13 protein-coding genes are annotated in these 17,698 nt (G+C 71.4%); 4 read left to right on the forward strand and 9 right to left on the reverse strand.

Features of this window, described 5'->3' with window-relative positions; all coding sequences use genetic code 11:
- Positions 1-81: 81 nt before the first annotated feature.
- Together E4V01_RS02660 and E4V01_RS02665 are read right to left on the reverse strand one after the other, a co-directional pair.
- On the reverse strand, positions 82-969 hold the full coding sequence (locus E4V01_RS02660; protein WP_135297308.1) for a TIGR01459 family HAD-type hydrolase: 888 nt from the start codon (positions 967-969) through the stop codon (positions 82-84).
- 122 nt (positions 970-1,091) lie between these two features.
- Complete coding sequence (locus tag E4V01_RS02665) at positions 1,092-1,574, reverse strand: TetR-like C-terminal domain-containing protein (RefSeq protein WP_371688506.1); 483 nt, start codon at positions 1,572-1,574, stop codon at positions 1,092-1,094.
- Between the two features lie 334 nt (positions 1,575-1,908).
- Between E4V01_RS02665 and E4V01_RS02670 the strand changes: the two genes are divergently transcribed.
- Both E4V01_RS02670 and E4V01_RS02675 read left to right on the forward strand, forming a co-directional pair.
- Positions 1,909-5,325: an acyl-[ACP]--phospholipid O-acyltransferase gene (locus E4V01_RS02670; RefSeq protein ID WP_135297310.1), complete on the forward strand. Its 3,417-nt coding sequence runs from the start codon at positions 1,909-1,911 to the stop codon at positions 5,323-5,325.
- A 331-nt stretch (positions 5,326-5,656) separates the two neighbouring features.
- On the forward strand, positions 5,657-6,343 hold the full coding sequence (locus tag E4V01_RS02675) for a DsbA family protein (protein ID WP_135297311.1): 687 nt from the start codon (positions 5,657-5,659) through the stop codon (positions 6,341-6,343).
- 21 nt (positions 6,344-6,364) lie between these two features.
- Here E4V01_RS02675 and mbfA read toward each other — a convergent pair whose 3' ends face one another.
- Positions 6,365-7,357, reverse strand: coding sequence for an iron exporter MbfA (gene mbfA / locus E4V01_RS02680; protein ID WP_135297312.1), 993 nt, complete (start codon positions 7,355-7,357; stop codon positions 6,365-6,367).
- Positions 7,358-7,405: 48 nt separating this feature from the next.
- Positions 7,406-8,428, reverse strand: a complete 1,023-nt coding sequence (locus E4V01_RS02685) for a gamma carbonic anhydrase family protein (protein ID WP_060769171.1) — start codon at positions 8,426-8,428, stop codon at positions 7,406-7,408.
- Between the two features lie 149 nt (positions 8,429-8,577).
- Here E4V01_RS02685 and E4V01_RS02690 point away from each other — a divergent pair, with 149 nt between their 5' ends.
- Entirely contained in the window at positions 8,578-9,030 is a 453-nt protein-coding gene (locus E4V01_RS02690) for a molybdenum cofactor biosynthesis protein MoaE (protein WP_060769172.1), read from the forward strand.
- Positions 9,031-9,095: 65 nt separating this feature from the next.
- Positions 9,096-10,226: an AI-2E family transporter gene (locus tag E4V01_RS02695; protein WP_135297313.1), complete on the forward strand. Its 1,131-nt coding sequence runs from the start codon at positions 9,096-9,098 to the stop codon at positions 10,224-10,226.
- A gap of 144 nt (positions 10,227-10,370) precedes the next feature.
- On the opposite strand, the gene mqo is transcribed toward E4V01_RS02695, so the two are convergent.
- From mqo to E4V01_RS02720, 5 genes are all read right to left on the reverse strand, one after another.
- The gene (mqo, locus tag E4V01_RS02700; RefSeq protein WP_371688504.1) at positions 10,371-12,077 is read right to left on the reverse strand and encodes a malate dehydrogenase (quinone); all 1,707 of its coding nucleotides are present in this window, start codon (positions 12,075-12,077) and stop codon (positions 10,371-10,373) included.
- 180 nt (positions 12,078-12,257) lie between these two features.
- Positions 12,258-12,917, reverse strand: coding sequence for a hypothetical protein (locus tag E4V01_RS02705; protein WP_135297314.1), 660 nt, complete (start codon positions 12,915-12,917; stop codon positions 12,258-12,260).
- On the reverse strand, positions 12,914-14,002 hold the full coding sequence (locus E4V01_RS02710) for a hypothetical protein (RefSeq protein WP_135297315.1): 1,089 nt from the start codon (positions 14,000-14,002) through the stop codon (positions 12,914-12,916). The genes E4V01_RS02705 and E4V01_RS02710 overlap by 4 nt, the downstream gene beginning before the upstream one ends.
- 204 nt (positions 14,003-14,206) lie before the next feature.
- The gene (locus E4V01_RS02715; RefSeq protein ID WP_060769176.1) at positions 14,207-15,373 is read right to left on the reverse strand and encodes a VWA domain-containing protein; all 1,167 of its coding nucleotides are present in this window, start codon (positions 15,371-15,373) and stop codon (positions 14,207-14,209) included.
- Entirely contained in the window at positions 15,370-17,691 is a 2,322-nt protein-coding gene (locus tag E4V01_RS02720) for a DUF5682 family protein (RefSeq protein WP_193763132.1), read from the reverse strand. Before E4V01_RS02720 ends, E4V01_RS02715 begins: the two co-directional genes overlap by 4 nt.
- Between the last annotated feature and the right edge of the window lie 7 nt (positions 17,692-17,698).

Here is a 17,698-nt window from a genome sequence, read left to right on the forward strand (position 1 = left end):
AGGTCTTTCCGCGCGGATCGGACTGCGTAAGAGCCATAGAATGGGAAGGCAGGGGGGCCGGCTTTCCGCTGACCTCCTCGATTACCAGACCAGCCGCTCGATCACCGCGTCGGGCTTCACCTCCTGGCGCGACAGCCAATCGGCGATGTCGCCGAGGCTGTGATGCTCGGCTGTGACGCCGAGTTCCTCCGCATGGATGCCGCGGGCCACCAGCACCGAGGGGATGCCGTAACCGGCCGCACCGGCGATGTCGGTGCGGATCGCATCGCCCACGGCCACCGTGCGGCGCACATCCGGCGCAGGCATCCGATCGAGTTCCCCGGCCATGGCCAGCGCCGTCTCGTAGACCGGCCGATAGGGTTTGCCCGCATAGACGACCGCGCCGCCGATCGCCTCGTAGGCCTGGGCGATCAGGCCGGCGCAGGGGATCAGTTTCTTGTCGCGCTCGACCACGAGATCGGGGTTGGCGCAGATCATCGGCACCTTGCGCTGGCGGAACGCGGCCAGCGTCTCGCGGTAATCCTCCGCCGTCTCGGTGTCATCGTCGAACAGACCGGTGCAGACGATGCGCTGCGCCTCTGCCGCCGGCACCAGGGTGAGGTCGAGGCGATCGAAGACCGGCGCGTCGCGCTCCGGCCCCAGGTGATACACCCGCTCACCCGGATGCTCGGCGATCAGCCGCCGGGTCAGGTCGCCGGAGGTGAGGATCGCGTCGTAGGCCTCCCGCTTCACGCCGTAGCCGTCGAGGATTTTTTGGACGCCTTGCCAGGGGCGAGGGGCGTTCGAGACGAGAATGACGCGACGCGGCCGGAGTCCGGGGAGCCCGCGGAAGCGGATCAGCGCCTCGCCGGCCGCGACATGGCCCCGCGTCCCGTCATGCAGCACGCCCCAGACGTCGCACAGGATCAGGTCGTAGCGCTCGGCCACCGCCTCGAAGTGGCGCAGCGTCGGGACGGAAGGGTGGGTCATCGAAGGATCCGGTCGGGCGGTGTCAGCGGGCTCTATACCCGTCTTCGCGTCTCACTGAAGACCGCCGGCCGGTCCCGCTCGCGCGCCGCCCCTTCCCGCCGGGCGGAAAGGATCGCAAAACATCACCCGAGAAACCGCCCCACCAGCAGCCGGGCGAGATCCCGCGGCGGGTCGGGGGTGAGCACGGCGAGCTTGCGCGAGGTCGAGAGCGAGGCGAGCCCGTGCAGGGCGGCCCAGAGGGCGGCCACCGCCCGGCGGCGCTCGTCGGCCAGGACGATCAGCGGCGCCAGCACCGTATCGACGAGCATGACCGGCTCGGCCAGGGCCGCGGCGTACCAGTCCGGAAACGGCTGGTCCGGCGCGACGAGATGCTCGAACAGCAGGCTCCAGACCCGCGGGTCGGCGGCGACGAAGACGAGATAGGCGTCGGCCAGCGCCAGCGCGTTGTCCCGTGCCGCCCGCTCCGGATCGATCACGGCGCTCAGCGCCGTGTGCAGCCGGGCCAGGGTGCGGGCATTGACCCGCAGGACCACCTGATCGAGGTCGCCCACGGCGTTGTAGATCGAGTTCGGCGCATAGCCGATGGAAGCCGCCAGCCGCCGCATGCCGAGCGCACGATAGCCTTCGTTGCGGACGAGGCTCTCCGCCGCGCCCGCGACCAGGGCGATGAAACCCTCGCGGTCGTGCTCGCCCCGCGGTCCGCTGCCCCGTGCCTTGGGCGCCGCCTCTTTTGCCGCCTCTTTTGCCAATTCGTCTCCGTGCCTGCGTGCCGCCCGTTCCCGTGCCGGTTCGCACGCCTCGTCCGGGGTAAATTGCACGCCGTGCAATATCAAGCTTGCGGCCAGCGCGGACCCCGTTCATTTTGAACAACGTGCAAAATACGGATTTGACGCCTTGGCCGTCGGCAGGCAGTCATGCCCGGAGCCGGGAGAGACGACGATGTTCCGCACACTGATGACGACGCGACGCTTCGCGCCGCTGTTCTGGTGCCAATTCTTTTCAGCCTTCAACGACAATTTCCTCAAGAATGCGCTCGCCCTGCTGATCCTGTTTCAGGTCAGCGCGCGGGGGGAGAGTTCGGGCGGGGTGCTGGTGACGCTGGCGAGCGCCGTGTTCATCGGCCCGTTCTTCATCCTGTCGGGCCTCGGCGGGCAGATGGCCGACCGCTACGACAAGGCGGTGCTGGCCAAGCGGCTGAAATTCGCGGAGATTTTCGCGGCCCTGCTCTCGGTGCTCGGCTTCTGGCTCCACTCGGTGCCGCTGCTGTTTGGGGCACTCGGCCTGTTCGGGATCATCGCGGCGCTGTTCGGGCCGATCAAGTACGGCATCCTGCCCGACCACCTGAAGCGCGAGGAGCTGACCGCCGGCAACGCCCTGGTCGAGGCCGCGACCTTCCTCGCGATCCTGCTCGGCACCATCACCGCGGGTCTCGCCATGGCGATGGGCGGCCACGCGCTGGGGCTCGGCGCCGGCTTGATGGGCATGGCGGTGCTGTGCTGGCTCGCCGCCCGGATGATCCCGGCCACCGGCGAGGGCGCGCCGGACCTGCGCGTCGACCGCAACGTCGCCCGCTCCACCGCCGAACTCCTGCGCGACCTGTGGTCCGACACGCGGCTGTGGCGCGGCTCGGTGATCGTGAGCTGGTTCTGGCTCGTCGGCGTGGTCATCCTCTCGCTGCTGCCCGTGCTGGTGCGCCAGACCCTCAACGGCACCGAGATCGTCGCCACCACGCTGCTGGCGATCTTCTCCGTCGGCATCGCGGTCGGCTCCGGCCTCGCCTCGTGGCTCGCGAGCGGGCGTATCGTGCTGCTGCCGACGCCCGTCGGCGCGGTGCTGATGGGTCTGTTCGGCCTCGACCTCGCCTGGACGGTCTCGCAGGTGAGCCCGGCCGTGGGCGAGCCGGTCGGCGCCTGGGACTTCATCACCGGCGGCTCGGGCCTGCGCATCGCCGTCGACTTCTTCGGTCTCGCCGTCGCGGGCGGGCTCTACGTCGTGCCCTCGTTTGCCGCGGTGCAGGCCTGGACCGAGAAAGCCAAGCGCGCCCGCGTCATCGGCGCGGTCAACGTGCTGACGGCCGCCTTCATGGTCGCCGGCACCTTGGCGCTCGCGGTGCTTCAAGGCATCGGCCTCTCTACGGCGCAGCTTCTCGGCCTCGTGGCCGTGCTGAACCTGATCGCCGGCGCGGTGATCCTCGTGACCCTGCCGACGAACCCCCTGCGCGACGCCCTCTCGATCCTGTTCCGCGCCTTCTACCGCCTGGAGGTGAAGGGCCTGGAGAACGTGGAGAAGGCCGGCCCGAACGCGATCGTCGCCCTCAACCACGTCTCCTTCCTCGACGCGCCGCTGGCGCTCTCGCTCCTCGACAAGGAGCCCGTCTTCGCCATCGACCACGGCATCGCCCAGCGCTGGTGGGTGAAGCCGTTCCTCAAGGTGACGAAGGCGATGCCGCTCGACCCGACGCGGCCGCTCGCCACCCGCACGCTGATCAACGCGGTCAAGAGCGGCGAGACGCTGATCATCTTCCCCGAGGGCCGGCTCACCGTCACGGGCAGCCTGATGAAGGTCTATGACGGCGCGGGCCTCATCGCCGACAAGTCCGGCGCCATGGTCGTGCCGGTGAAGATCGACGGGCCGGAGCGCACCATCTTCTCGCGCCTGAAGCGCGATCAGGTCCGCCGGGCGTGGTGGCCGAAGGTGACGGTGACGATCATGCCGCCGGTCCGCCTCCACGTCGATCCGGAGCTCAAGGGCAAGAACCGCCGTCGCGCCGCCGGTGCGGCCCTCTACGACATCATGTCGGATCTCGTGTTCGAGACCGCCGACATCGACCGCGGCGTCTTCTCCGCGCTCATCGAGGCGGGCCAGCTTCACGGCTGGCGGCGCACGGCGCTCGAAGATCCGGTCTCGGGCACGATGAGCTATGCCCGACTCGTGATGGGCGCCAACATCCTCGGCCGCAAGCTCCAGGCGCTGCTGCCGGACCCGAAGAAACCGGTCGGGCTGATGCTGCCCAACGCCAACGGCGCGGCGGTGACGTTCTTCGCGCTGGCCAGCGCCGGCCGCGTGCCGGCGATGATCAACTTCTCCGCCGGGCCCGCCGCGGTGCTCTCGGCCTGCCGGGCGGCGCAGGTCGACACCATCCTCACCTCCCGCGCCTTCATCGAGAAGGGACGCCTCGGCGCTCTGATCGAGGGCATCCAGGGGACGATCCGCCTGATCTATCTCGAGGACGTGCGGGCGGGCGTCACCACCGGCGACAAGATCCGCGGGTTCTTGGAGCCCCGCCGTCCGCTGGTCGCGCGGCAGGGCCGCGATCCGGCCGCGATCCTGTTCACCTCGGGGAGCGAGGGCACGCCCAAGGGCGTGATGCTCGCCAATCGGGCGATGCTCGCCAACACCGCGCAGGTCGCCGCGCGCATCGATTTCGGGCCGCGCGACAAGGTGTTCAACGTGCTGCCGGTCTTCCACGCCTTCGGGCTGACGGCGGGGCTCGTGCTGCCGCTGATCTCGGGCGTGCCGGTCTACCTCTACCCCTCGCCGCTGCACTACCGGATCGTGCCCGAACTCATCTACGGCACCAACGCCACGGTCCTGTTCGGCACCGACACCTTCCTCACCGGCTACGCGAAGATGGCCCATTCCTACGACCTGCGGAGCCTGCGCTACGTCGTGGCCGGGGCGGAAGCCGTGAAGCAGGCCACCCGCAAGACCTGGGCGGAGAAGTTCGGGCTGCGCATCCTTGAAGGCTACGGCGTCACCGAGTGCGGCCCGGTGCTCGCGCTCAACACGCCGATGTTCAACCGCTTCGGCACCGTCGGCCGGCTGCTGCCGGGGATCGAATCGCGGCTCGAACCGGTGCCCGGCATCGAGGAGGGCGGGCGCCTTATCGTCCGCGGCCCCAACATCATGCTCGGCTACCTGCGGGCGGAGAATCCCGGCGTGCTCGAGCCGCCCGCCGACGGCTGGTACGACACCGGCGACATCGTCGCTCTTGATGCCGACGGCTTCGTGACGATCAAGGGCCGGGCCAAGCGCTTCGCCAAGATCGCCGGCGAGATGGTGTCGCTGGCCAGCGTCGAGGCGCTCGCCGCCGAACTCTGGCCCGACGCCCCGAGCGCGGTGGCCGCCGTGCCCGACGCCCGCAAGGGCGAGCGCCTGATCCTGTTCACGCAGGCCAAGGGCGCGACGCGGGCCGCCTACCAGAGCCACGCCAAGAGCCGGGGCGCGGCCGACGTCGCGGTTCCCGCCGAGGTGGTCGTCGTGGAAGGACTGCCGATGCTCGGCACCGGCAAGGTCGATCAGGTCGGCGTCGTCAAACTCGCCAAGGAGCGGGCGGCGACGGCCGAGGCGGCGTGAGGAGCCCGGCGCGGGCGGGCTCTGACCTCGTTTCCGGTTGATGGACTCGGTTCCTCACCCGTCATCGCGAGGCGAGGCGTGAGCGGTCCAGGGCACGACCCCTCCGAGTAGGGCGGTGCCCTGGATCGCTTCGCATTCGCTCGCGATGACGGAGGGGGCAAAGACCGGAGCGAGCAACCGGATGCCGTATGATCGGTCCGCCGATCCCGCGCGATCACGGGAGGATCCCGCGATGATGCCGGGCTGAAGCGGTGCAAAAATAAACCATGCTCGGTGGATACGGCGTGGCATGCGCGGTCCGCTCAGGCCGCGCCCGATCAGGGATCCGTCCATGAGCCTCGACCGCCGCCGCTTCCTCGCCTCCTCGCTCGGTCTCGCGATCGCCGGCCCCGCCGCCGCGCAGAGCTACGGCCAGACCTTCAAGGTCGAGAACGACGAGGGCCGGCCGGTCGCCAACATGCGGCTGCCCGGCGAGATCACCGGGCAGATCCAGGAATTGCGCGGCGTCACCTATGTCGGGCCGCGCGAGGCCGAGGTGACCCTCTACGAGTTCTTCGACTACAACTGCCCCTGGTGCCGCAAGGCCGCCGCCGACGTCACGGCGCTCGCCGCCAGCGATCCGGCCCTGCGGATCGGCCTCGTCCACAACCCGATCCTCTCGCCGATGTCGGCCCAGGCCGCCAAGGTCTCGCTCGCGGTCCAGCGCAAGCTCGGCTCGGCCGCCGCCTTCGCCTTCTACGGCCAGTTGCTCGCCACCAAGGGCCAGATCGACGGGAACAAGGCGCTCGACATCGGCGCCAAGGCCGGGGTGAGGCGGGTGGAGCTCGAAGAGATCGCCGACAGCGAGGAGGTGCGCGAGGCGATGCGCGGGCACATGAACGTCGCGGCCAATCTCGGCCTCACCGCGACGCCCTCCTACGTGCTCGGCAACACCGGCGTGCTCGGCCATCCCGGCGTGAAGTCGCTGGCGCGGATGATCGCGGCGATGCGGCGCTGCGACCAGATCGCCTGCGGGTAGGCGTGGCCTTTCGCCGTCGCGTCAGGCGCCGCCGATGAGGATGCCCGTCGCCAGCACGAGGGCGCCGCCGAGCACGATCTGGAAGGCGGCGCGCAGGAACGGCGTCTCCATGTAGCGGTTCTGGATCCAGACGATGGCCCAGAGCTCGAAGAAGACCACGGCGAAGGCGATGCTCGTCGCCAGCCAGAAATTCGGGATCAGGTAGGGCAGCGCGTGGCCGAGGCCGCCGAGCGCGGTCATCACGCCGGAGGCGAGGCCGCGCTTGAGCGGTGAGCCGCGCCCGGAGATCTTGCCGTCGTCGTGCGCGGCTTCCGTAAAGCCCATCGAGATGCCCGCGCCGATCGAGGCCGAGAGCCCGACGAGGAAGGTCGTCCACGGATTCTGGGTGGCGAAGGCGGTGGCGAAGATCGGGGCGAGCGTCGAGACCGAGCCGTCCATGAGGCCGGCAAGCCCCGGCTGGACCCAGGTCAGGATAAACTGGCGATGCGCGACCGCGTCCTCCTCGTCGCGGACGGAGCCGCCGAGATGCTCGTCCGTCAGCGCCTCGGCCGTCCGCTCGTGCGCGCTCTCCGCTGCGGCGAGGTCGCCGAGCAGGCGGCGCGTGTCGGCGTCGGTCGAGCGCCGGGCGGCGGCGAGGTAGAAGTCGCGCGCTTGCCGCTCCATCGCGGCGGCCTCCTCGCGGACGCGGTCGAGCCCGAGATTGCGCATCAGCCAGACCGGCTTGCGGCTGTAATAGCCGGCGATGTGCTCGCGCCGGATCGGGATGATGAAGTCGCCGAAGCGCTGCTTGTAGCACGCGATCAGGCGGCGGCGGTGCTCGTCCTCGGCCTCCGCCATCGCGTCGAACAGGGCGGCCGAATGGGGATAGTCTCCGCGCAGGCGCCCGGCATAGGCGCGGTAGATCTGGCCGTCCTCCTCCTCGGAGCCGATCGCCAGCGCCAGGATCTCCTGCTCGCTGAGATCGTCGAACCGTTTCCGGCCGCCGAGCGTCAGCATCGAGAGACGGCTCATCATGGCTCTATCGACTCTGGGGACGGCGCGTTGGAGAGGGCGTGGATGGCCCTACCCCTCCTGCTCCTGCAGCAGCCGGTACTCGCGCCCGTGCCGGCAATAGCCCTCGACGATGTGGCTCATCATCGCGCGCTTGGTCGGGTCGAGGGCGCCGAGGATGCGCGCGGGCCGCCCGCCCCAGAGATGGCCGCCCTCCAGCAACTGGCCCGGATCGGTGGTCGAGCCGCCGGCCAGCATCACGTCGTCGGCCACCACGGTGCCCGGCGCCAGCACCGAGCCGATGCCGATGAGGCTGCGGGCGCCGATCCGGCAATCGGCCATGCGCACGTTGTGGCCGATGGTGGTGTCGCGCCCGATCACCACGCCCTCGCCGCGGCTGCGGATCACGGTGTTATCCTGGATGTTGGTGTCGGCGCCGACCACGATCGGCCCGACCTCCGCGGCAAGTTCGCAGGAGAACAGCACCGTCGATCCGGCGCCCAGCGCGATGCGGCCGGAGAGCCGAGCGGTGCGGGCCACGAACACGCTGGCCTCGGTCTCCTGCGGCTCGGGTGGCGCGGGCGGGCTCGCCGCCTCGCCGGAGGCCTCGCGCAGGCGCTCGGCCCGCTCGGCCAGTTCCTCCGGCGTGACGGCGCGCAGGCGCTTGGCCGGGTTGCCGCCATAGGCGAAGCCGCTCTCGAGCTTCGAGCGGGGGAAGATGGTGGCGCCGGCCTCGATCAGGACGTTGTCGCCGACGACAGCGCCATCGAGGATGATCGCGTCGTCCTCGATCACCACGTCCGAGCCCACGGTGCAGGCATGCACCACCGCGTTGCGGCCGACCGTGACCCGGTCGCCGATCTGCGTCGGCAGCGATTCGGTGGCGATGTGGACGGTGGAGCGGGCCCCGAGCCAGAAGCGCTCGCCCGCGGTGATCGGCTGGCCGTCGCTGCGGATCACGCTGTCGTCGCCGAGCCAGGCCTGGCTCCCGAGGGTGGCGGCGCCGATCACGGTGCTGGCCCGCCCGCACCAGACGGGGCGGCTCGCGAAGACGGGCAGGATGCCGTCGTAGGGCAGGATCAGGTCGGGCGTCACGTCGCGGCTCGCTGTTCGTCGAAACGGCGCCGGTGGCGCGGTCCCATTCTTGAGCCATATAGGCTCACGGGCAAATGGGGTCACGGGCCGGCGCGACAAAGCCGGGGTTGGCCTGTCGGCGCCGCGTACGCGTTCGCGAAGAGTGGGTCATGACGGTCAGCATCCAGTCCGAGCCGTTCGACACCGCCGCCGAGATCGCCCGGATCGAGGCGGACCTGGCCGGGCGGGCGGGGGCGGTCGTGACCTTCTCCGGCCTGTGCCGCGACGAGGCGGGCCGGCTCGCCGCGCTGGAGCTGGAGCACTACCCCGGCATGGCCGAGGCCGAGATCGCCCGCGTGGTGGAGGAGGCGCGTGCCCGCTGGCCGGTCCAGGCCCTGCGGGTGATCCACCGCCACGGGCTGGTGCGGCCGGGCGAGGGCATCGTCCTCGTCGTCAGCGCCTCGCCCCACCGCAAGGCCGCCTTCGCCGCGGCCGACTTCCTGATGGACTACCTCAAGACCCGCGCCCCGTTCTGGAAGCGCGAGCACCTCGCCGACGGCACCACCGGCGGCTGGGTCGCGGCGACGGAGGCCGACGCCGCCGCCGCCCAAGCCTGGGCGTGATACACATTTGATTGTCCCGGGGTCCCCTGCGGCCCCGCATGAACCGCGAACGGATCCCCCGAACCATGACGGCTCCCCCTTTCAGCCCGCCGGCCAACCCGCCGGGCGCGCGGCGCCTCGCGGCCGCGGGCATCGCGGTCGTGGCCTTTGCCGCCGCCCTCTGGCTCGCCTGGACCGCGGCGGCGACGCTGCTGCTGATCTTTTCCGGCATCCTGTTCGCCGTCTTCCTCGACGGGTTGACGCGGGGCCTGGGCTACCTGCTGCCGATCGGGCGCGGCTGGCGCCTCACGCTCGTCTGCCTCGTGCTCGCCGCCCTCGCCCTCGGGCTCTCGGCCTTCGGCGGCGCCACCGTGGCGAGCCAGGCGCGCGACCTCGGCACCACGGTGCGCCAGCAATCGGAGACCGTGCGCGACTGGCTGAAGGAGCGCGGCGTCGAGATCGACCTGTCGCAGGGCGCGCCCGCAGGCGACGGTCAGGGCGGTGAGGGCAAGGACAAGAAGGAGGGCGGCCTCGCCGGCCTCGCCTCGGGCGCCCTCAAGAGCCCCGGCTCGCTCCTGTCGGATGCCGGCAGCGTGCTCGGGCCGGCGGCGAGCGTGGTGCTGGCGCTGTTCAACGCGCTGGGCAACGTCCTCGTCATCGTCTTCCTCGGCGTCGCCGTCGCCGCCGACCCGGGGAGCTACCGCGACGGCGCCCTGCGGCTCGTGCCCCCGCGCCACCGCGAGAAGGGTGCGCGCGTCCTCGACGGGTCGGGCGAGACCCTGCGGCACTGGCTGTTCGGGCAGCTCGTGACCATGGCCGCGATCTTCCTGCTGACCTGGGCGGGCTTGAGCTTCCTCGGGATCGGCGGCGCGCTGATCCTCGGGCTCCAGGCGGGCCTGCTCGCCTTCGTGCCGACCATCGGGCCGTTGATCGCGGGTCTGGTGATCGTGCTGAGCAGCCTCGCTTCGGGGCTGAACGGATTGCTCGGGGCGCTCGGCGTCTACCTCGCGGTGCAGGCGGCGGAGAGCTACGGGCTCACCCCGTTCATCCAGCGCCGCGCCCTCGACCTGCCGGCAGCGACGATCTTCGCCGGCCAGCTCCTGCTCGGCGTGCTGTTCGGCCTGTGGGGCGTGGCGCTCGCGCTGCCGCTCGTGGCCGTGATCAAGGTGCTGCTGGAAGAACTCTACATCGAGGACGGGGCCGAAGCGGAGGCCTGACGGTCCGCTCCGGCTGATCGCCGCGCAAGGTGCGGAGCCCCCCTCTCCCCGCTTGCGGTGAGAGGGGAACCGACGGCTCCCGAAGTCATCATCAGGAAACCGTACAGCGGTCCGCTCCGGCCCCGGTCGTCTTACGGCGCCGTGTTACGGCGCCATGTCGGGGACCGGCTTGACGGTCCCCATCTCGGCCGCGGGCGTCGGCTGGGCCGGAGCCCCGATCTGCGGCGGCGGGGTGAGCTGCAGGTGCTCGCTGGTATAGGCCAGCGCCTGCTGCACCCGCTGCGGATCGTCGTTCAGCCGCGTGCCGTAGCTCGGCACGATCTGGCGGATCTTCGCCTGCCACTCGGGGCTGGCGACCTTCTGCGCAAACACCTTCTCCAGCACGTTCAGCATGATCGGCGCGGCGGTGGAGGCGCCCGGCGAGGCGCCGAGCAGGGCGGCGATGCTGCCGTCCTTGGCGCTCACGACCTCGGTGCCGAGCTTGAGCACGCCGCCCTTCTCCGGGTCGCGCTTGATGATCTGCACGCGCTGCCCGGCCTGGACGAGGCGCCACTCGTCCTTCTTCGCGTCGGGGAAGTACTCGCGCAGGGCCTGGTGGCGGTCCTCGTCGGAGAGCATCACTTGGCCGGCGAGGTACTCGATCAGCGGGTACTGCTCGACGCCGACGCGGACCATCGGCCAGACATTGCTGGTCGTGGTCGAGGTCAGCAGGTCGAAATACGAGCCTTCCTTCAGGAACTTGGTCGAGAAGGTCGCGAACGGTCCGAACAGGATCACGCGCTTGCCGTCGAGCATCCGCGTGTCGAGATGCGGCACGGACATCGGCGGCGAGCCGACCGAGGCCTTGCCGTAGGCCTTGGCGAGGTGGCGCAGGGCCACGTCCTGGTTCTCGGTGACGAGGAACGAGCCGCCGACGGGGAAGCCGCCATAGTCGTCGGCCTCGGGAATGCCGGAGGCCTGAAGCAGGTGCAGGGCGCCGCCGCCCGCGCCGATGAACACGAACCGGGCATCGACCGTGTGGCGGCCGCCGTCCTTCAGGTTCTTCGACGTGACGCGCCAGGTCCCGTCCTTGTTACGCTCGAAGCTCTCGACCTCGGTGGAGAGGCGAAGGTCGAACTTCGGGCCGTTCTTCAGCGAGGCGATGTACTGGCGGGTCACCTCGCCCCATTCGCAATCGGTGCCGAGCGGCGACCAGGTGGCGGCGACCTTCTGCTTCGGGTCGCGCCCCTCCATCATCAGGGGGACCCACTTCTTGAGCTGCTCGGGGTCGGTCGAGAACTCCATCCCGGCAAACAGCGGGCTCGCCTTCAGCGCCTCGTAGCGCTTGCGCAGGAAGGTGATGTTGTCATCGCCCCAGACGAAGCTCATGTGGGGCGTGGAATTGATGAAGGAGCGGGGGTTCTTCAGCACGCCCTTTTGGACCTGCCAGGCCATGAACTGGCGCGTGACCTGGAAGGCCTCGTTGATCTCGACGGCCTTGTCGATCTGGACGTTCCCCTTGGAATCCTCCGGGGTGTAGTTCAGCTCCGCCAGGGCCGAGTGGCCGGTGCCGGCGTTGTTCCAGCCGTTGGAGCTTTCCAGCGCCACGCCGTCGAGCCGCTCGACCATCTCCAGCGACCAGTCGGGCTCGAGTTCGCGCAGCCAGACACCGAGCGTCGCGCTCATGATGCCGCCGCCGATCAGCAGGACATCGACCTTGCGGGGCTCGCCCGCGGCGAGCAGGGGCGAACCCGGCAGAGCCGTCGCCGCCAAACCCGCCAGTGCGCCGCCGAGAACATGACGCCGGTTCATCGGCATCAGATTATGCTGCACATTGGCGGGGCGGATGTGCAGTTTATCGTCATTATTCATTTTATTTTTCGCGCCGCTCAAAAATTTATTGGCCCGACAGGTCCGCTACAATACGCTCGGGCGAGCGACAACCCATCGATTACATGGCTGCCATGCCCTGAAATTTTGAACACTTGCAGCCGATTGTCAGGCCAACCCCAGGTCGCCCATCGCCCATTTTATGAACCCGTGGGCAAGCCCTCAGCGCGCCGCCGAGCGCTCCACCCGACGGACGCTGCCCAGCAGGGCGCGGGCGGCCCGGTGGCGGACTGCGCCGGTCTCGCAGGTCTTGCAGATCACCCCGAGAAAGCGGCCGTCGATCACGGTCTCGGCGAACAGGCCCGACTTGAACCGCGGCGCCGCCTCGGTCTCGACCGCAAACCACTCGCGGGCGCCGAATCGCTCGGGCCCGAGCGGCCGGCGGATCGTGGCGCCCGGGCTCGTGCTCTTCAGGACCGCGCGCAGGCGGAAGTAGCGGGAGAGCGGTGCGGTGTAGAGCCCGGTAAGCCTGGCCGCGTCGTCCGCGCCCTCGACCGGGGCGGTTCGCAGGCGCAGGGTGCAGGCCTCCTTGGTGTGGGCGCAGGCCGGCGTCTCGCACACGATCCGCACGACGCGCCGGCCGCGGGCGTCGCCAGGATCCTCATCGGCATCCTCCAGCACCCAGCCCGGCGGCAGGTCGAGCGTGAAGCCCTGGTCGAGGCGCAGCGTCGTCGGTCCCGGAAGGGCCTTCTCCGCGTCGGTGCTCGCCTCCGGTGCGGGTTCCTCGGTGGTGGTCGGCATCTCCTCGGCCCGGGCCGGAGCGATGCCGAGCAGGCACGACAGGAGAAGAGCCGCAGGGCCGTGGCGGAAAAGATCGGTCATCGGGCGCGAGCCTCCGGGAGGTGGCGTTCGATCAGGGCCTCGGCGCGGGCGCGCGCCTCCGGCTCGAAGATCCGCAGCGGCACGGGCAGCACCTCGTCCCAGCGCATCGGCAGGATCATCAGGTCGCCGGCCTGCGCGCGCCCGCGGAACAGCGGCCAGCCGAGATGAGCGTGCGCCCCGTCCTTCGCGGTGACGATGCCGGTCTCGCCGATCGCGATCTCGGCCTCGCCGGGCGGCGCCTCGGCTTCGAGCCGACGGGCGAGATCACCCGCGAACCAGCGGCGCGCGTAAGCGTGGACCGCGAAGACCCCTGCGATCACCACGGCGGTGAAGGCGGCGGGCTTCCAGAAGTCGCTGGCGATCATCTCTGCGAAGAGCGGCAGCGTATCGGACAGTGGCACCCGGTAGGGATCGACCGCCCAGAGCATCAGGAGCAGGGCGGGATAGAGCAGGGACAGGCCGAGGAGCCACGCGGCAGCCCCGGTGAGCCGGGCGCGGCGAGCCCAGGGATTCTCCAGGCTGCGCAGGATGAGCGGCACCCGCTCCTGCGCGGTCAGGCGCATCGTGGCGCGCACGGAATCGGGCCCCGTCTCCGGTTCGGCCGGCGGCGGGGCGGGGGCGGGCCGGTCGGCGCAGGCCTCGACCCAGCGCCGGATGCCCGCGAGGGTCTCCGCGCTCAGGGACGCCTTGGGCAGGACGATCGGCACCTCGCCGATCTGCGTCGTCAAGAAGAGGTGGTACCGGTCTTCCGCGAGGCCGCCGATGCGCGGCCAGGGTACGAAGCTCACGAGATCCGGCGCGGTCTGGGTCAGACCGGCCCCGTCGAGACGGTAGCGCACGGGGACCGGACCCGGATCGTGGCCGTCGCCGCCCGGTGGCCCCATCAGGGCCCGCACCCGGCGGCGGGCGAACCAGGGGTGGAGTGCGTGATTCGTAAGCAGGGCCAGCGCGATCAGCCCGAGGCCGGCGGCGAGCGGCAGCCAGTCGAAGCCCGGCAGGTCGCGCCAGAGCGCCGAAAGGCTGCGCCGGCCGCCGGACGTCGCCCAGGCCGAGACCGCGCCGAGCAGGGCGAGGAACCACAGCACCGGCAGGCCGAGGGTGAGGATGCGCCGCCGCTGCGCCGCGAGCGGCCCCCTCTGCGCGTAGAGGTTGCCCGTGACCCGGTGCTCGAAGGTGAGCGGGGCCTCGAAGCTCAGCGGCGCCTCCGGGACGGGCGGGCGGCCGGAGATGGCGGGGACGACGGGCAGGAAGAGCCTCCCGGGTTTCAGGTTTCGAGGAGACCGGAGCGCTCAGCCGTCGCGGGCGGCGGCCGGGACCGCGGCGATGCCGGCGCCGGCGGCCCAGGCGGCGAGATCCTGCTTGCGGATCGCCGCCGCCATCATGTCGGGGAAGAGATCCGGCGTGCAGGCGAAGGCTGGCACGCCGAGTGCGGCGAGCCGCGCGGCCAGCCCCCGGTCGTAGGCCGGCGCGCCCTCGTCGGAGAGAGCGAGCAAGGCCACCACCTGCACGCCAGCCGCAACGAGGCGCTGGGCCTGGGCGAGCAAGCCGGCCTCGACCCCGCCCTCGTAGAGGTCGGAGATCAGCACCAGCACCGTGTCCTCCGGCCGGGTGATGCGCGAGGCACAGTAGCCCACCGCCCGGTTGATGTCGGTGCCGCCGCCGAGCTGGACCGAGAACAGCACCTCGACCGGATCGTCCATCGCGTCGGAGAGATCGACCACCTCGGTGTCGAACACCACGAGCCGGGTCGAGACGGCCGGCAGCGAGGCCATCACCGCCCCGAAGATCGATGAGTAGACCACGGAATTGGCCATCGAGCCCGACTGGTCGATGCACAGGATCACGTCTTTGAGCGATCCGCGGCTCTTGCGCCCGTGGCCGAGGCGGGTCTCGGGGATGATGGTGCGATACTCCGCCTGATAGTGGCGCAGGTTCGCCCGGATGGTGCGGTTCCAGTCGATCTCGGCGTGGCGCGGGCGGCGGTTGAGGCTGGCGCGGTCGATCGCCCCGGTCACGGCCTGCCGCAGCGGCTCCTCCAGCCGCTTCATCAACGCGTCCACGACCTTGCGCACGACGAGCCGCGCCGTCTCCTTGGTGCGGCCGCCGAGCAGGCCGCGCATCGAGATCAGGGTCGAGACGAGGCTGACGTCGGGCTGGACCGCCTCCAGCATCTCCGGCTCGGTCAGCATCCGCTTGAGGTCGAGCCGCTCGAAGGCGTCGCGCTGCATCACCTGCACCACGGAGGCCGGGAAGTAGTCGCGGATGTCGCCGAGCCAGCGCGGCACGGAGGGCGCGGAGGCGCCGAGACCCCCCTTGCGGTCCGAATCGTAGAGGGCGCCCATCGCCCGGTCGAGGCGCCCGTCGCGCTCGGTGAGGGTGCAGCCGGTGCCCTCGGCCGCCCCGCCGCCGAGCACGAGGCGCCAGCGGCGCAGGCGTTCCGCTTCGCGCGCACTCATGCGGCGTCTCCCGTGGTTTCGTCCACCGTGCCGGCAGGCTCGGGGCCGAGCAGCAGGCGCAGGATCGGCAGCACCTTGGCCGCCCGCGCCGCGTCGAAGCCCTGGGCGCCTTCCGCCTCGCCGGGAGCGGCCCCGCCCGGCCGGGCCAGGGCCTCGCCGACCGCCCGGCGCTCGGCCGGCGCCAGGGTCGCGAAGGTGCGGCGCACGAGCGGCAGCAACTCGGTGAAGAGATCCGCGTCGAGGCCGCAGAGCCATTCATCGACCACCGCGAGCAATTCGCGCCCGTGGATCAGCACGGTGCCGCTATCCTCCAGAAACCCCTCGATCCAGGCGGCGGCCGGTCCCGCACCCGAGGCCCGCGACAGGGCGAGGCGCAGGCGCTCGCCGGCCGCATCCGCTGCAATGGCGCGGTCGTCGAACAGCAGGCGCACGGCGCGGCCGACGACGCGGCCGTGGACATGCTCCTGATCGGCCAGCGCCTGCAACGCCTCCCCCCAGACCGCCTTCAACCCCGGCTCCTCGATCAGCGCCACCGCGCCGGAGACGGCGACGATGCGCGCCTTGGCGGCGCTCGCCGCGTCGTCGTCGAGGCTCTGGCAGGCGGCGACGAGCCCGGCGGCGGCGCGGGGCACGAGGCCCCGCACCACGGCGAGCACGGGTTCGGTGTCGGAGGAGCGCACCGAGCCGTAGCGGGCGAGTTCGGCGAGCGGTGGCAGCGCGTCCATCAGGTCGAACACGTCGGCCGAGACCGCGGCGCGGTCGTTGAGCGCGCGGATCACCTCCGCCGTGGCCCCGGCGAGATCGGCGTCGAGCAGGGTGCCGATCAGGCCGGAAAGCTCGGCGACGCGGGTCGCCTCCCGCGCGCGGACCCGCACCCGGCCGGCGGCGGCCTCGGCGACGGTGCCGCCCTCGGCCGAGGCCGCCACCAGCTCCACCACCCATTCCGGCTGCCACGCCAGGAACCAGCCCTCCTTGAAGGTGCCGCGCCCGCGCGCCTCGCGCCGCTCCCCCCAGGGGATGCCGATCAGGGTCAGCCGGTTGAGGAAATGGCTGCGGGCGAGATCCGTCTCCTTGCGCAGATCGAGGGTGATCTCGCCGGCGGAAGCACCCGGCTTGAGGCGCAGGCGCTTGCACTGCGCCTCGAAATCCGCCTCGACCGGGGTGCCGGGGCTGTCCGGCGGGGTGGCACCGAGGCGCTCGCCGATGACGAGCTTGCGCCGGATCAGCCCCATCGGCGCCGGGTCGGCGAAGCAGAGCGTGGCCTGGGCGGCTTCATCGAGGTCGTCGAGGGAGGGCCGGGACCGGCCGCGGAATCCCGCCAGCGCCTCGGCGAGCCGGGCCGCCTCGATCACCGAGGCCGGCGAGGCGTCGAGGTCGGCCTCCCGCAGCAGGGCGGCGGCGCGGGCGAGCCAGCGGGCGGCGACCCGACCCTCGTGGTGCCACAGGGTGTCGTACCATTCCGGCGAGAGCACCCCGGCGCGGTAGCCGGAGGCGAAGGCGAGGCGCTCGTAGGACCAGGGCGCCCAGGCGGCGGCGACCTTGGTCTTGGGCAGGTTCTTCAGCGTTGCGGCATCGGCGCCGGCCTGGCCCCTGGCGTCGTGGCGGGCGAGCGCCGGCACGTGCCACGCGCCGCAGACCACGGCGATGCGCGCGAACCCCTCCTTGGCCGCCCGCCGGATCGAGCTGCGCATATGCGCCTCGCGCGCCTCCTCGCGGAAGGCCTCGTCGGGGTCGGTCCCGGCGCCCTCGCGCAGGGCCGCCATCGCCTCGCCGATGGCGGCGAACACGTCGCCGTCGGCGCCCGCGCGGCTCTCGACCAGCGCGTCCCACCAGCGCTCGCCGTCCGGGTAGCCGGCGAGTGCCGCGAGTTCGCCGAGCGGATCGCGCCGGATCGCGGCCGGCGCCGGCCCGTCCCCGGATGGGGTTTCGGCCGCCTCGGAGACCGGCTCCGCATCGATCGGTGCGGCCTCCGGCGGGGCTTCCGGCGTGCCGAAGCCGTCGGCGAGCTGGATCGCGTGCGGCAGGTCGATGAAGCGCAGGGTCGCGCCCGCCGCGATGCCGAAGCGCATCGCCACCCATTCCGGCGAGAAGGCCGCGAAGGGAAAGAAGGCGCATTCGCGCGGCCGGTCCGGCCGGTAGACGAGGAGCGCGACGGGGGGCGCCATGCCCTCCTGCGCGACGAGCGGGATCAGCGCGTCGGCGTCCGGCGGCCCCTCGATCAGCAGGCAATCGGGGTTGAGCGCGTCGAGCGCCGCCTTGAGCGAGCGGGCGGAGCCCGGGCCGTGGTGGCGGATGCCGAAGAGACGGATATCGGGCATCGCTCGG

Origin of the sequence: Methylorubrum sp. Q1, from assembly GCF_004683995.1 — a bacterium.
In the GTDB taxonomy this organism is placed as follows: Bacteria; Pseudomonadota; Alphaproteobacteria; order Rhizobiales; family Beijerinckiaceae; genus Methylobacterium.

Bases quoted from the DNA above. Each gene is read 5' to 3' on its own strand.
- E4V01_RS02660 (WP_135297308.1), bottom strand. From the start codon at position 969: ATGACCCACCCTTCCGTCCCGACGCTGCGCCACTTCGAGGCGGTGGCC.
- E4V01_RS02665 (WP_371688506.1), bottom strand. From the start codon at position 1,574: ATGCGGCGGCTGGCGGCTTCCATCGGCTATGCGCCGAACTCGATCTAC.
- E4V01_RS02670 (WP_135297310.1), top strand. From the start codon at position 1,909: ATGTTCCGCACACTGATGACGACGCGACGCTTCGCGCCGCTGTTCTGG.
- E4V01_RS02675 (WP_135297311.1), top strand. From the start codon at position 5,657: ATGAGCCTCGACCGCCGCCGCTTCCTCGCCTCCTCGCTCGGTCTCGCG.
- mbfA (WP_135297312.1), bottom strand. From the start codon at position 7,357: ATGATGAGCCGTCTCTCGATGCTGACGCTCGGCGGCCGGAAACGGTTC.
- E4V01_RS02690 (WP_060769172.1), top strand. From the start codon at position 8,578: ATGACGGTCAGCATCCAGTCCGAGCCGTTCGACACCGCCGCCGAGATC.
- E4V01_RS02695 (WP_135297313.1), top strand. From the start codon at position 9,096: ATGACGGCTCCCCCTTTCAGCCCGCCGGCCAACCCGCCGGGCGCGCGG.
- mqo (WP_371688504.1), bottom strand. From the start codon at position 12,077: ATGAATAATGACGATAAACTGCACATCCGCCCCGCCAATGTGCAGCAT.
- E4V01_RS02705 (WP_135297314.1), bottom strand. From the start codon at position 12,917: ATGACCGATCTTTTCCGCCACGGCCCTGCGGCTCTTCTCCTGTCGTGC.
- E4V01_RS02715 (WP_060769176.1), bottom strand. From the start codon at position 15,373: ATGAGTGCGCGCGAAGCGGAACGCCTGCGCCGCTGGCGCCTCGTGCTC.
- E4V01_RS02720 (WP_193763132.1), bottom strand. From the start codon at position 17,691: ATGCCCGATATCCGTCTCTTCGGCATCCGCCACCACGGCCCGGGCTCC.